Consider the following 13212-nt stretch of genomic DNA (forward strand, 5'->3'; position numbering starts at 1 on the left):
GCCCTGACTTCTGGCAAAGTCGACCTAGCCGAACGATTCACACTCGAAGTCCGCATTATCATCGATAGCTCCAGGCCGAGATCGGGAGGATCACCAATCGCCGCGCGCTGATCAGTCACCTATCGCGGTTGATTCGCACCGATTACCCGCCGGCGCGGAGCTATCGAACCTCCGCCAAGGGGCGAAGGCCATGTTCCATCGGGCGCCACTCGAGCGCACCCTCGACCGGGTCGCAGCTGAGGAGCGCCGGTACACGCATCTGCACTCCCGGTTCATCGGCTGCTGACGTCTGCCTCTCCGGCCCCTTCTCATCGGAAAGCGGATTCACCGGTCAGGCGTTTTCCGATGATCAGCGTGTGAACCTCGTCAGTGCCTTCGTAAGTGCGCACTGACTCCAGGTTGTTCGCATGTCGAAGCGGAGCATGTTGGCCGGTGATCCCGTTTCCGCCCAGAATGGTCCGTGCCTCGCGACAGATATCGATGGCCGTCCGGCAGTTGTTCAGCTTGCCCACTGAGATCATGTGGCTCTGCAGCGTCCCCGCATCCTTCATCCGTCCCATTTGGAGAGACAGGAGCTGGCCCTTGGTGAGCTCCAGGGTCATGTCGGTGAGCTTCTTCTGGGTCAACTGATACCCAGTAAGCGGGCGGTCAAACTGACGTCGCTCGGTGGCATAGGCCAGGGCGGCTTCGATGGAATCGCGCGCCGCTCCCATCGCGCCCCAGGCGATGCCATAGCGCGCCTCGGACAGGCAGTCGAATGGTCCGCGCAGCCCCGGGCTCTGGGGAAGGATGGAATCGGCCGGAACTCTGACGTTATCCAGATCGATGTCGCACTGGAGCGAAGCACGCATCGAAAGTTTGCCCTCGATCGGGGCCGCACCGAAGCCCGGGGTGTCGGTGGAGACGATGAAGCCGCGCACCACGTCGCCCGCGCTGTCGGCCCGTGCTCGGTGCTCGCCCTCGACGGCGGCCTCTGAGTCGGCGAAGGGTACCTTCGCCCAGATGATGGCGACGTCGGCGATGCTGGCGAGCCCGATCCAGCGCTTCTGCCCGCGCAAGACCCATTCGTCGCCCTCCCGCCAGGCGACGGTGGCCATGCCGCCCGGGTCCGACCCCGCAGTCGGCTCGGTGAGCCCGAAGCATCCGATGATCTCACCGGCGGCCATAGGCGGGAGCCAGCGCTGTTTCTGGGGCTCCGAGCCGTGCTTGTGGATCGCCGACATCGCCAGTGACCCCTGCACTGAAACCACAGTGCGGATCCCGGAGTCCCCGGCTTCCAGCTCCTGCATCGCCAGCCCGTACTCGGTCGCGCTGCGTCCCCCGCATCCGTAGCCCGTCAGGTGCATTCCGAACAGTCCCAGCTGGGCCATCTCTGAGAAGAGTTCCGTCGGCAGTACCGCGTCCTCGTACCAGCGGGCTATGTGGGGGCGGATACGACGATCCACGAAGTCGGCGACTCGATCTCGTCCCGAGACCTCCTCGGCGGAGAGCTGACTCTCGATCTCCATCAGATCGGTGGTGGGTGTCGATGTGGCGGGCGTGTGTGCTGTCGTCATGTGGTGTCCTCGTGGGGGTGGTCGGTGGGCATGCTTGGAATGGTGCTTCGGGCGATCGAAGCCGCCGAGCTCAGGAGCCTCGGGTCGTGCTCGGGCGCCGTGCGGTGCTCGCCAACCGTTCGGCCAGGAGCCGCTGAGCGTCGGGGCGGATGATCTTGCCCGCGGCAGAACGAGGCAGCTGGTCAACGAGCTCGATGTGGCGGGGCCGCTTGTATGGGGCGAGTTCAGTGCGCAGTCGCTCATCGAGGCGGGCGATGAGCTCCCCGTCATCGGAGGTGTCACCGTGGGAAGAGCTCTCCGGCTCGGCAATGATGAGGGCGGCAATCTCTTCACCGAGGCGATCGTCCGGGTGGCCGAGGACGACCACATCGTTGACCCCGTGCATCGTCGCGAGGACCTGTTCGATCTCGGCAGGATAGACGTTGAGTCCGCCCCGGATGATCATGTTCTTCTTCCGGTCCACCAAGTGCACATAACCGTCAGCGTCAATGTGAGCCAAGTCGCCGGTACGCAGCCATTCCCCGTCAAAAGCTTGTCGGGTGGCTTCTGGGTCGCCGATGTAGCCGCGGAAGACGGTAGGCCCGTGTACCTGCAGCTCTCCGGTCTGACCGGAGCCGTCGGGAAGGACGCAGCCTTCCTCGTCAACCACGCGCAGCTCGGTGCCCCACGACGGAGTACCGACGGTGCCGCTGCGGCGTCGGCGGCGGTCGGAGTTCACGCAGATCGACGAGGTCGTCTCCGTCGCGCCATAGCCCTCTAACAGGGTAGCGCTGGGGATCATCTCTTCGAACGCGTCTACGGTGCCGACCGGCAGCGCCGACCCACCGGAGGTGACGTGGCGCAACGAGCTCAGGTCACGTCCTCCCGTGCCGGCGGCGAGCATGTCGCAGAACATGGCGGGAACTCCGGAGAATCGGGTCACTCCGTGCTGCTCGATCAGATCCAGGGTTTCGGCGGCATCGAATCGGGATGTGAGCACAAGGGTCATTCCCCAGGCCATGGCGGCGTTCATCAGTCCGGACATTCCGAAGACATGGTGCAGCGGCAGACAGGCGAGCACCACGTCGTCGGCCCTTGGTTCTGAACGGGACAACAGGGCGGTGCAGCTCACCCACAGGTTCGCGTGGGTCAGCTCCGCTCCCTTGGGCGCGCCTGTGGTTCCGGAGGTGAAGATGATTGCTGCGACATCGTCGGCTGAGCGGCTGACCGTGGCCTCATGACTTACGCGCCGCCCCATGCGCATCAGTGTGCTCAGCTGTTGGTCCCCCTCAAGGGTGTGGTCGCATGAAGCGCGCGGGCCTCCCGAGAGCGGTGAATCGGCCACTACGAGCGCCGTGCGACTCGGGTTGCAGGCCGCTATCACGTTCTCCCGGGCGCTCTCTCCGGCGACCACGGCCCGGGCTCCGGAGAGTTCGAGCACATGCCGAATCTCTCGCCGCGAGGCCTGAGGGCTGAAAGGGGCGGCGACCAGGCCAGCCCGCAGTATGGCGTAGAAGCTGACTACGAAGTCCACTCCGGTGGGTAGGTGCAAGGCGACGGTGTCTCCGGGTTGGAGTCCGGATGCTCGAAGGCCCCGGGCAAGATCTGTAACAGCCTCGTCGAGCTGGCTGAAACTCAGCCGTATCTCGTCTGTGATGACGGCCGGATGATCCGGTCGGGAGCGACCAGCTTCAGTGATCGCCAGAGCGAGGTTGAACAACGCCTCTCCTTCCGTCATGGGTGTGACCCTGAACACGTAACCACTGCGCAGTCAGCCTGGCAATATCGATTCCCGGAGCAGTGGCGAGTGGGGCTTCCGTCGCGCCCGTCGGGTGCGTGCGCAACGCTTCGCCCTGCCTGACCTGGCGCGGGTTTGGGCCCGCGTTGCACCGACTGGGGAATATTGATGCTCATGCAGGCATAATGCTCGACACAAGTGTCGTGTCTCACACTTGCAGGGTATGAATGGAGCGTCGGATCGCTGGGGCGTTCTTACCTCCGCCTCTTCTCGAGGCGTGGGGGCTTCGCTCATCAGGGTGCGTCGCAAAGCTCGCGAGGAGCCCATCGCCACAGTTGCATCAGATCTCCGCACGCTGATCAGTCCGGACTGACGGATACCGGAACGCATAGGGGTCCTCGGCCGAACCCGTCAAACTCCTCTGGGAGGACAGATGACCGCACAGATCACCCGCCGGAGCTTCCTATCCGTGGCTTCGAGCCTCGCCGCGCTCACCGCCGTCAGCGGCTGCGCCACATCGGCGGTGGGTACATCTGGGTTGCCGCGGCAACTGGTGTGGTCCACGTACGGCGTCGGCACGGGCACTTACAACGATCTCGCCGCAGTTGCCAATGCGCTGACCTCGGGCATGGGCGTCCAGGTCCGCCTGATGACCTCGACCACTGGGATCGGCCGTCTGGCTCCTATGATCAACGGGACCGCCGACTACGCCCGTGCCGGCGACGAGTACTACTACGCCTTCGAGGGCGACGATGAGTACGCTTCGAAGCGTTGGGGCCCGCAACCGATCCGTCAGGTGTGGACACCGCCCGGGAACTACGGCGTGCTGGTATTGGCGGACAGTGGCATCGAGACCGTCGCCGACCTGAAGGGGAAGCGCTATCCGCGCCTGGTAGCCAGCACCTCGATCAATCGCAAGCTTGAGGCGATCCTGAACTACGGCGGGCTCACCGGCGACGACGTCGAGAAAGTGGACCTCACCTACAGTGAGCAGATCGATGCATTGCGCACCGGCCAGGTGGACGCGCTCTACCAGAACGTGGTCGGCTCCAACATCGAGGAGCTCGCCTCCCAGGAAGACGTGCGCTGGCTCGACCTCGGAGGTGATGACCCGTCCCGCTATGAGACCTGGGAGCAGCTCGCCCCCATGGTCAAACCTGGCGAGTTCACCGGCGCCGGCTTGGACGAGGGGGAGACTGCCGTCAACATGCAGTACTCGATCCCGTTGACCACATTGGCCGACCGGGATGAGGACGAAGTGGCCGCACTGGTGCGCGGCATCGCCAATCACTTTGAAGATTTCCGGGATGCCACGCCCGATGCCGACAAATTCGCACCGGATACCGTACTGCTGGAACCGATGGTGGTTCCCTTCCACCGTGCCTCCGTGGACTACTTCCGGGAGATCGGACGCTGGACGGACCTGCACCAGGCGCGCCAGGACGCCCTCCTCGAGCGGGAGCAGCTGCTCGTCGAAGCTTGGCCCGGATTCTGGGACGCACACTCCGGCGACGATGACATCGCCCGTCGATGGAGGGAATTCAAACGGGAGAACCTGCCGGAGCTCCCTCAGCTGCCGGACGGATCCTCCGACGATGAGGGAGACACGGCATGACGACCACCACCCCCGGAACACCCCGCGCCGAAACATCTGCTGTGGAGCCGCCGACCGCCGGCGAAGACGCCAGCCCGCAGGCGCGAGACATCCTGGAGACGGTGCGCCGGAACCCGCGACTGACCCCACTGTGGACCGTCGTCGTCGCCGCGTTGACAGTGGCGGGCGTGCTGCTGGCCATGAATCAGGTGTTCTTCTGGAATCTGGGCGGGCTGGCGATGCTGACCAACTCATTCCTGTATCTGCTGATCGCCTGCTTCATCCCCGTCGTCTTCATCATCTGGCCAGCACGTCAGGCCATGGAGCGGCAGTCTCCGGGACCGCCCTGGTACGACGTCGCCATCGCGGCGACGTTCGCCGCGTGTTGCCTCTACCTCGCAGTCAATGGGGTCGAGATCCAGGAGTACGGATGGGAGTTCGTCGCCCCCGCCACGGCCACCGTGCTGAGCTTCGTGCTCTGGGCCCTCGTGCTGGAGGCGCTGAGGCGGACCGCAGGGTGGATCGTGGCGGTACTGGCCCTGGCCTTCTCGCTGTACCCGATGGCGGCGGAGGGATTCCCGATCAGGATCCTGCAGGGCATCTCCTACGACCTCCCGACGCTGGCCCAGATCCACGTGATGGGCGCCGAGAGCATCCTGGGCCTGCCACTGGAGACCGCCGGCCACATCCTGATCGGATTCTTGCTGTTCGGAGTGGTGCTGCAACACACCGGCGGCGCTGACTTCTTCCACGGCCTGTCCATGGCCCTCTTCGGCCGCTATCGCGGAGGTTCGGCGAAGGTGACGGTGGCCAGCTCCGCTTCGATGGGCATGATGAGCGGTTCCGCCGTTTCCAACGTGCTGACCACCGGCCCCATGACCATCCCGGCGATGAAGCGGACCGGATTCAGTGCCCGCATGGCCGGCGGCGTCGAAGCCACCGCCTCCTCCGGAGGCTCCATCACTCCGCCGATCATGGGGACCGCCGCCTTCCTGATGGTCTCCTTCGTCGGCGTCGCCTATACAGAGATCCTCATCGCGGCCACCATCCCCGCGCTACTCTACTTCCTGGGGGTCTTCCTGCAGATCGATGGTTACGCGGCCCGTCGCGGCCTCCGGGGGACTCCTCGGGACGAGCTGCCCAGGCTCGGCGCCTCGCTGCTCGCCGGATGGCCGTACTTGGGCACACTCGGACTGCTGACGGTGCTGCTGTTCACTACTGACTCCGAGTCACAGGTGCCCTACTGGGTCGTCGGGCTGCTGCTGGTGATCGGGCTGGTGACTCCGGGGCTACGGTTCGGGCCGCGGCAGTGGTTGGGCATGGTGCTCGACATCGGCCGAACCTTGGGCCAGATTGTCGCGATCATCGCCGGCGTCGGGCTGTTCCTTGGCGGACTGTCCGCCACCGGCGTTGCACTTTCGCTTTCCCGTGACCTGGTTGCTCTCATGGGCGATCACCTCATGCCCATCCTCATCGCCAGCGCGGCCGTCTGCTTCATCCTGGGCATGGGCCTGACGATCTCCGCAGCCTACGTCTTCCTGGCCATCGTGATGGTCCCCGCCGTCACATCCCTGGGGGTCGACCCCCTCGCCGCGCACCTGTTCGTCATCTACTGGGCTTCGGTCTCCTACATCACTCCGCCGGTGGGCCTGGCCGCCTTCGCCGCCTCCGGCATTGCGAAATCCCGTCCCATGGCCACGTGCGTGGAGGCGATGAAACTCGGCGCGGTGAAGTACGTGGTGCCCTTCGGCTTTGTGCTCAACCCGGCACTGGTCGCCCAGGCAGGTCCGGTCCAGGTGGCGCTGGCCCTGATGGCGGGAATCGCCGCAGTCTACGCACTCTCCTGCGCCATCAGCGGATGGCTCGTCGGAGTCGAGCGCAGGCCGGGAGCAGTCGCACGGATCGCTCTCGCCATCGGGGGCTTCCTGATGTTCCTGACCACCAGCCTCGTCAGCCTGCTCGGCCTGCTGATCATCGCTGCTGTCCTCGTGCACACCAGGTACGGCAGCGAGGCCAGCGCCGACAACAGTGAGCCGGGCAGCTCCGACGAGGACGCAGAGACTCCCAAGACCGCCCACACCGAAACCATTGCAGAAGAGGAGAAAGCATGACGCAACCACATCACGGCACGAAACAGGAGACGGAAGCTCAGGCCGAAGCCCAGGAGAGCGTCCGGGTGGAGGTCGACGACGGCGCCGGCATCATCACCATCGACCGGCCCGAGCGGCGCAATGCGCTGAACACCAGCGTACTCGCCCGGCTGTCACACGCGCTGGAAGACCTGAGGCACGACGACGCGGTCCGCGTCATCATCGTCACCGGCGCCGGAGAGACGGCCTTCGTGGCCGGCGCCGACATTGGTGAGCTCGCCCGTAGAGGTCCTGCCGACGGACTGCGGGCGAGCATGCAGCGGGCCTACGACGCCGTCGAGGCGGTGGAGAAGCCCACCATCGCCGCGGTCAACGGATACGCGTTCGGCGGCGGCCTGGAGCTCGCCCTGGCGTGCGACATCCGCGTCGCATCCGACAACGCTCAATTCGCTCTGCCGGAGACCGGCCTGGGGATCATCCCCGCCGCCGGCGGGACTCACCGACTGGCGCGCCTCGTCGGCGTCGGGCGCGCCACGGAGATGATCCTCACCGGGCGGCGCCTCTCCGCGCAGGAGGCCCTGGACGCCGGGCTGGTCACATCCGTGACCACACCGGAGCAGCTGATGGGACAGGCCCGTGAGACTGCCGCTCGGATCATGTCCAAGGGCCCGCTTGCCGTTCAGCTGGCCACCACTGTGGTGCGCCAGGGCTTCGACGTCGACCGGTCCACCGGACTCCTGCTCGAACGACTCGCCCAGTCGGTGCTCTACGGCTCCGACGAACGGGCCGAGGGCATGCGCGCCTTCCACGAGAAGCGCCGGCCGGACTACTCCGCCCACGCAGTCGTCCAGCCGCATACCGGAGGGGGCCGCGCCACGGAGAGCCACACAGAACAGAACAGTCAGGTCGACACGACCGAGAACGCGACGGAGACGGGAGACCTCGCATGAAGGCACACACTCAGCAGAGCCTCCAGGGACAGGCGCAGGCGGACGGCGGGTCCGGCGTGGAGACGGCGACTGTGATCGGGGCAGGCACCATGGGCTCCCAGATCGCCGCCGTCGCCGCGCTCGCCGGATTCCACACCTATCTCGTCGACATCGCCGAGGAGCCGTTGGCCCAGGCGGTGGACCAGCTCCGCAGCCGGTTCGACCGCGACGTCGAGAAAGGGCGACGCACCCGCGAGGACGTCGAGGCCGCCTGGGAACGGCTGATCACGACGACCGACAGGGATGCCGCCGCCGCGGCGAGCGACATCGTCGTGGAGGCGGCCGTGGAGGATCTGGACGTCAAACGACGGATCTTCGCCGAGCTCGACTCTGTCTGCTCGCCGGACACCATTCTGGCGACGAATTCGTCCAATATCGTCCCGTCCCGACTCGCCGAGGTCGTCGAGCATGGGGGCCGTATGTGCAACCTGCACTTCTTCAACCCGGCACTGGTCATGGAATGCGTCGAGCTCGTGCCGCACCACGGCACGTCGGAGGAGACCCGGCGGCGCGCCGGCGCCTTCGCCGAGGAGCTGGGCAAGACACTGGTGACCTTGAAACAGGAGATCCCCGGATTCGTGGCCAACAGGCTGCTCAACGCGATCCGTCGGGAGGCGCTGAGTCTGTATGACCAGGGGGTGGCCGATTTCCCCGACATCGACGCCGCCGCCCGCACCGCCCTGCGGCACCCCATGGGGCCGTTCGAGCTGATGGACCTCGTCGGCATCGACGTCGTCTACCTGATCCGGCAGGCCGAGCATGCGCAAACCGGGGACCCGGAGGATCTGCCGGACCCGGCGATCGCCGAGCTCTACGAGGCCGGGAGGCTCGGCCGCAAGACCGGCCGCGGGTGGTACTCCTACGCCTGAGACGCAGCGTCTCCGGCCGCCTCGCGGGGGTCGGGGAACATCGCCTTCGCGATTCCGATGACGGCGTGCAGGGCGGGGTTGTCGTCGGCGCGACGCCAGATCATGCGGACCTCCAGGGGTCGCTCGGAGGAGGCCAGAGAACGGAACACCACTCCGTCGGAGGAGACGTTGTCTCGCACCGAGTCCAAGCTCAGGGCGCATCCCATCCCCGCGCCGACCAGGACTACCAGCGTCCACGAGTCAGGGGCAACCTGCACGACCCGCGGGACGACCCCGGCGGCCATCGAAAGGGAGTTGAGGCGATTGTGCAGGGCGGACCCCGTGCCGCCGGGAAGGGTGACCCACGGCTCCTCGCCGAGCTCGGCGAGGTCCACACGGGCGGCAGAGGCCAGCCGATGCGTGGCCGGGAGCACGACCATGACCTCCTCGAGAGCGATCACCGCAGAGTCGACCTCGGAGGGCAGGAAGTCCCAACGACCGATGACCAGGTCGAGCGATCCGTCCCGGACGCGCTCGAGGCCGATGTGGGAGAACTGGGAGCTGTAGAGCTCCAGCATCAGCCCGGGCCGTGCGGTGCGCACCTGTCGGGCCAGCTCGCCGACCTTGCGGTTGATGGAGGCCCCCGCGAAGCCCACGCGTACGCGACCAGTCTCCCCGGTGAGTGTGTTGCGCACGGTCTGGGAGGCCTCCTCGGAGGCCTCCACGAGGTGCTGCGCAGGAGCGATCAGCGCCCGGCCGGCGGTGGTCAGCGCGACGTGCCGCGTACTGCGGTCGAACAGCTCCGCGCCAAGCGAGCGTTCCAGTTGCTTGATCAGCCGACTCAGCGGGGGCTGGGCCATCGAGAGCCGTGCGGCCGCTCGACCGAAGTGCAGTTCCTCCGCTACAGCCAGGAACGCCTGGGCCTGGTGGACCTCCATGGAAGATGACTCCGTCCCGGTCGACTGACCTGCGATGCCGCCTCGTTCATTCCGAGATTATTGCGGTGCAAGTATCAGTAAATAGATGAATGTGTCTTAGACAAAGCATAATCCTCGTGATTATGTGGCTCAAAACACACCGACGCACGCTTGGGGGAAGGCATGACAGCCACGACTGACACGACAGCCGCAGCTCGCGGAGATGAGGCCGACCTCGCGACGAAGAACACCCGAGTCGACGTTGATGCCGATGCTGCTGCCGAGGGACCGCTGGCCGGGGTCGTCGTCGCCGACTTCACCCGGGTCCTCGCGGGGCCGTACTGCACCATGCTTCTGGCCGACATGGGGGCCACCGTCATCAAAGTCGAAGGGCCCGGCGGGGACGACACCCGCCAGTGGGTCCCTCCCCACCGGGACGGGGTGAGCACCTACTACATGGCGGTCAACCGCAATAAGCAGTCAGTCATGCTGGATCTGAAGAACCCGGACGACCTGCAGACCGCCGTCGAGCTCCTCGACGCCGCCGACGTGTTCGTGGAGAACTTCAAGCCGGGAGGGTTGGAGCAGTTCGGTCTGGACGCTGACTCTGTGGCACGGCGCTGGCCGAGGCTGGTCCATGCCAGCATCACCGGATTCGGCACTGCGGGCGGACGTTCCATGCCCGGCTACGACCTGCTGGTCCAGGGCCTCTCCGGATTCATGTCTGTCACCGGTGAGCCCGACGGCCATCCGCAGCGCGCCGGGGTAGCGATGTTCGACGTCGTCACCGGCCTCCACACCGCCGTGGGCATCCTCGGCGCGCTGCGTGAGCGTGACATCTCGGGCCGCGGCCAGCATCTGGAGCTGGACCTGCTCTCGTCGGCGCTGTCAGGCCTGGTCAACCAGACCACCGGGTACGTCGCCTGCGGCAATGTGCCACAGCGACTCGGCAACGACCACCCCAGCCTCTACCCCTACGGCCCGTTCCCTGCCGCGGACCGGGACCTGATCATCTGCGTCGGCAATGACCGGCAGTTCACTCGACTCGTCCAGCGGCTCGGCCTGCACGAACTGGCCGAAGACCCTCGATTCACCACCATGGAGGCCCGCAATCACCACCGTGATCAGCTGCGACCGTTGATCGTCGAGGCACTCTCCCGAGCCACCGCCGATGAGTGGTTCGAGGCTCTGCAGGCCGAGGGCGTTCCGTGCTCACCGATCCTCGCGATCGACGAAGGAGTGGAGTTCGCCGACTCCCTGGGGCTCAATCCCGTGGCCCAGGCTGGGGAAGGAGCGCAGGCGGTCCCCACGATCCGTCATCCCGTGCAGTACAGCCGCACACCGGCCCAGTACACGAAGCAGCCGCCGAAGCTGGGGGCTGACGGCGAGGCTGTGAAGCATTGGCTCGCCCGGCGTCGTGACGACCATCGAGGAGAAACGCAGGGGAGCGGAGCATGAGTCCGGATCATAACGACGAGCCGGAGAGGACGACGGAGCTGGCAGCCGACGAGCGGATCTTCACCTGTCCGATGCCGCTGCGCTGGTCAGACCAGGACCTCAACGCCCACGTCAACAACGCCAGAGTCGTGACCCTTTTCGAGGAGGCCCGACTGCAGGCATCAGCAGCATGGCTCGGCGCCGCCCATCCCGGCCCGCGGCTGGTGCGCTCCCTGACAGTCGACTACCTGCGACCGCTGCACTACAGGGAGGACACCACTGCGCTGGTCTGGGTCGCACGATTGGGGCGCACCTCCTTCGTCATGCACCACGAGCTCCACCAGCACGGCAGATCCTGCTCGGTCGGACGCACTGTGATGGTCCATGTCGACGAGCGCACCGGCCGTCCGCTGGAGATCGACCAGAGCACGCGAGCGGCCCTCACCGCCGCACTGATACCCGAGCCCGCAGCCGACGCACGCGGCTGACAGCTGTGACCCTCCCTGACCCGTCGAGAGAACACGCCGAAGGAGCACCCATGACCGAAGCCACCGCCACCGAGATCGGCTCTGCCGCCGACTTTCTGCTGCTGGACGAAGAGCTCACCGACGAGGAGCTCACGTTGCGCGACCGGGTGCGTGACTTCGGTCGGCGGGAGATCGCACCGGTCATCGACGAGCACTGGGAGCGCGCCGAGTTTCCGGAGACGATTCTTCCTAGCCTGGCGGACCTCGGAGTGGTCGGTGGATTCATCCCCGGACACGGCTGCCCCGGGCTCTCTCGGAGGACCGCAGGAATCGTCGCCCGCGAGATGGGACGGGCCGACGGCTCGGTCAACACGTTCCTCGGCGTGCACTCCAACCTGTGCATGGGCAGCATCTACATGCTCGGAAATCGAGAGCAGCATGAGCGCTGGCTGCCCTCGATGGCTCGACTTGAGCGCACCGGCGCCTTCGCGCTGACCGAACCGGCCCACGGCTCCGACTCCGTCTCACTGGAGACCTCCGCACGACGGGAGGGGGACACCTGGGTCCTCGACGGGCACAAGCGGTGGATCGGCAACGGGCACGCCGCCGACGTCGTCGTGGTCTACGCCCGCGATGAAGCCGACGGGCAGGTCAAAGCGTTCGTCGTGGAGCGGCAGGACGACGGCACGTGGCCGAGCGGATACCGGCCGGAGGTGATCACCGGCAAGATCGGCAAGCGTGCCATCAACCAGGCGGACATCGTCCTCGACGGTCTGCGGGTCCCGACGGAGAACCGCCTGGAACACTGCGAGAGCTTCGCCGGGGTCAATCGTGTTCTGGCCGCGACCCGAGGAGGCGCCTCGTGGGAGGCCGTCGGGCACGGGATGGCAGCATTCGAGATCGCAACCCGCTATGCGGCAGAGCGGGAGCAATTCGGAGGACCGATCGGGGGCTATCAGCTGATCCAGGAACAGCTGGCCACCATGCTCTCTGACCTGACTTCGATGCAGCTGATGTGTCTGCGCATGGCTGATCTCGCTGAACAGGAACGGTTGACCGGAGCCATGGCCTCCCTGGTGAAGATGACGACGTCGCGCCGGGCATTGAGCATGTGTCGCACCGCGCGCGACATTCTCGCCGGAAATGGGCTGCTGCTGGAGAACGAGATCGGTCGTCACCTGACAGACATGGAAGTCGTCTCCACCTATGAGGGCACCGACTCGATGCAGGCGCTCATCGTCGGCCGCGAAATCACTGGGATCTCCGCATTCACGCGACTCAGACGATGAGTACTCGCATCGAACTTAGCTGACACGCGTCAATACCGCCTAGTCACAGGTGACGCGTCCCGCAGGAGCATGGCGTTCCCGTGAAAGGTCGTCGCGCATGGCTCCCGGCGAGGCCGGATCCAATGCCACTGCAGCGCGTGATGGCGAGCCATCCAATGTGAACAACCGATCAGCAATCAGGGATGGCTTCTTCGCGCCGCGGCCGAGAGACCATCCCAGGAAGGACCCCCGTGACCACTCCCGCTTTCCTCGTCTCCGGGACCCGCACGCCCGTCGGCCGCCACGGCGGCGCGCTGTCCGCGGTCCGG

Annotated in this window: 10 protein-coding genes; 7 read left to right on the plus strand and 3 right to left on the minus strand. The window is 66.2% G+C overall.

The window, feature by feature from the left end; genetic code table 11:
- Positions 1-308: 308 nt before the first annotated feature.
- Both ABD652_RS13475 and ABD652_RS13480 read right to left on the minus strand, forming a co-directional pair.
- Complete coding sequence (locus ABD652_RS13475; protein WP_344722252.1) at positions 309-1556, minus strand: acyl-CoA dehydrogenase family protein; 1248 nt, start codon at positions 1554-1556, stop codon at positions 309-311.
- Between the two features lie 70 nt (positions 1557-1626).
- Entirely contained in the window at positions 1627-3273 is a 1647-nt protein-coding gene (locus ABD652_RS13480; protein ID WP_344722254.1) for a class I adenylate-forming enzyme family protein, read from the minus strand.
- A 433-nt stretch (positions 3274-3706) separates the two neighbouring features.
- Between ABD652_RS13480 and ABD652_RS13485 the strand changes: the two genes are divergently transcribed.
- Genes ABD652_RS13485 through ABD652_RS13500 form a run of 4 tightly spaced genes read left to right on the plus strand, consistent with a single transcriptional unit; the run spans position 3707 to position 8815 of the window.
- Complete coding sequence (locus ABD652_RS13485; RefSeq protein WP_344722256.1) at positions 3707-4888, plus strand: TAXI family TRAP transporter solute-binding subunit; 1182 nt, start codon at positions 3707-3709, stop codon at positions 4886-4888.
- Positions 4885-6978, plus strand: a complete 2094-nt coding sequence (locus ABD652_RS13490; protein WP_344722258.1) for a TRAP transporter permease — start codon at positions 4885-4887, stop codon at positions 6976-6978. The genes ABD652_RS13485 and ABD652_RS13490 overlap by 4 nt, the downstream gene beginning before the upstream one ends.
- A complete protein-coding gene (locus ABD652_RS13495) occupies positions 6975-7907 on the plus strand; it encodes an enoyl-CoA hydratase/isomerase family protein (RefSeq protein WP_344722260.1) in 933 nt (310 codons plus the stop codon). The genes ABD652_RS13490 and ABD652_RS13495 overlap by 4 nt, the downstream gene beginning before the upstream one ends.
- Positions 7904-8815 carry a 3-hydroxyacyl-CoA dehydrogenase family protein gene (locus ABD652_RS13500; RefSeq protein WP_344722263.1) on the plus strand — a complete coding sequence of 304 codons (912 nt, stop codon included), beginning with the start codon at positions 7904-7906 and terminating at the stop codon, positions 8813-8815. The genes ABD652_RS13495 and ABD652_RS13500 overlap by 4 nt, the downstream gene beginning before the upstream one ends.
- Here the strand turns inward: ABD652_RS13500 and ABD652_RS13505 are convergent.
- A complete protein-coding gene (locus ABD652_RS13505; RefSeq protein ID WP_344722265.1) occupies positions 8806-9732 on the minus strand; it encodes a LysR family transcriptional regulator in 927 nt (308 codons plus the stop codon). The genes ABD652_RS13500 and ABD652_RS13505 overlap by 10 nt on opposite strands.
- Positions 9733-9894: 162 nt before the next feature.
- On the opposite strand from ABD652_RS13505, the gene ABD652_RS13510 reads away from it, so the two are divergent.
- The 3 genes from ABD652_RS13510 to ABD652_RS13520 are packed head-to-tail and all read left to right on the plus strand — an operon-like array spanning position 9895 to position 12904.
- Entirely contained in the window at positions 9895-11169 is a 1275-nt protein-coding gene (locus tag ABD652_RS13510; RefSeq protein ID WP_344722267.1) for a CaiB/BaiF CoA transferase family protein, read from the plus strand.
- A complete protein-coding gene (locus ABD652_RS13515) occupies positions 11166-11636 on the plus strand; it encodes an acyl-CoA thioesterase (protein ID WP_344722269.1) in 471 nt (156 codons plus the stop codon). The genes ABD652_RS13510 and ABD652_RS13515 overlap by 4 nt, the downstream gene beginning before the upstream one ends.
- A gap of 50 nt (positions 11637-11686) precedes the next feature.
- The gene (locus ABD652_RS13520) at positions 11687-12904 is read left to right on the plus strand and encodes an acyl-CoA dehydrogenase family protein (protein ID WP_344722271.1); all 1218 of its coding nucleotides are present in this window, start codon (positions 11687-11689) and stop codon (positions 12902-12904) included.
- The last annotated feature ends 308 nt before the right edge of the window (positions 12905-13212 follow it).

Origin of the sequence: Nesterenkonia halobia, from assembly GCF_039536005.1 — a bacterium.
Lineage (GTDB): Bacteria > Actinomycetota > Actinomycetes > Actinomycetales > Micrococcaceae > Nesterenkonia > Nesterenkonia halobia.

Bases quoted from the DNA above. Each gene is read 5' to 3' on its own strand.
- ABD652_RS13475 (WP_344722252.1), bottom strand. From the start codon at position 1,556: ATGACGACAGCACACACGCCCGCCACATCGACACCCACCACCGATCTG.
- ABD652_RS13480 (WP_344722254.1), bottom strand. From the start codon at position 3,273: ATGACGGAAGGAGAGGCGTTGTTCAACCTCGCTCTGGCGATCACTGAA.
- ABD652_RS13485 (WP_344722256.1), top strand. From the start codon at position 3,707: ATGACCGCACAGATCACCCGCCGGAGCTTCCTATCCGTGGCTTCGAGC.
- ABD652_RS13490 (WP_344722258.1), top strand. From the start codon at position 4,885: ATGACGACCACCACCCCCGGAACACCCCGCGCCGAAACATCTGCTGTG.
- ABD652_RS13495 (WP_344722260.1), top strand. From the start codon at position 6,975: ATGACGCAACCACATCACGGCACGAAACAGGAGACGGAAGCTCAGGCC.
- ABD652_RS13500 (WP_344722263.1), top strand. From the start codon at position 7,904: ATGAAGGCACACACTCAGCAGAGCCTCCAGGGACAGGCGCAGGCGGAC.
- ABD652_RS13505 (WP_344722265.1), bottom strand. From the start codon at position 9,732: ATGGAGGTCCACCAGGCCCAGGCGTTCCTGGCTGTAGCGGAGGAACTG.
- ABD652_RS13510 (WP_344722267.1), top strand. From the start codon at position 9,895: ATGACAGCCACGACTGACACGACAGCCGCAGCTCGCGGAGATGAGGCC.
- ABD652_RS13515 (WP_344722269.1), top strand. From the start codon at position 11,166: ATGAGTCCGGATCATAACGACGAGCCGGAGAGGACGACGGAGCTGGCA.
- ABD652_RS13520 (WP_344722271.1), top strand. From the start codon at position 11,687: ATGACCGAAGCCACCGCCACCGAGATCGGCTCTGCCGCCGACTTTCTG.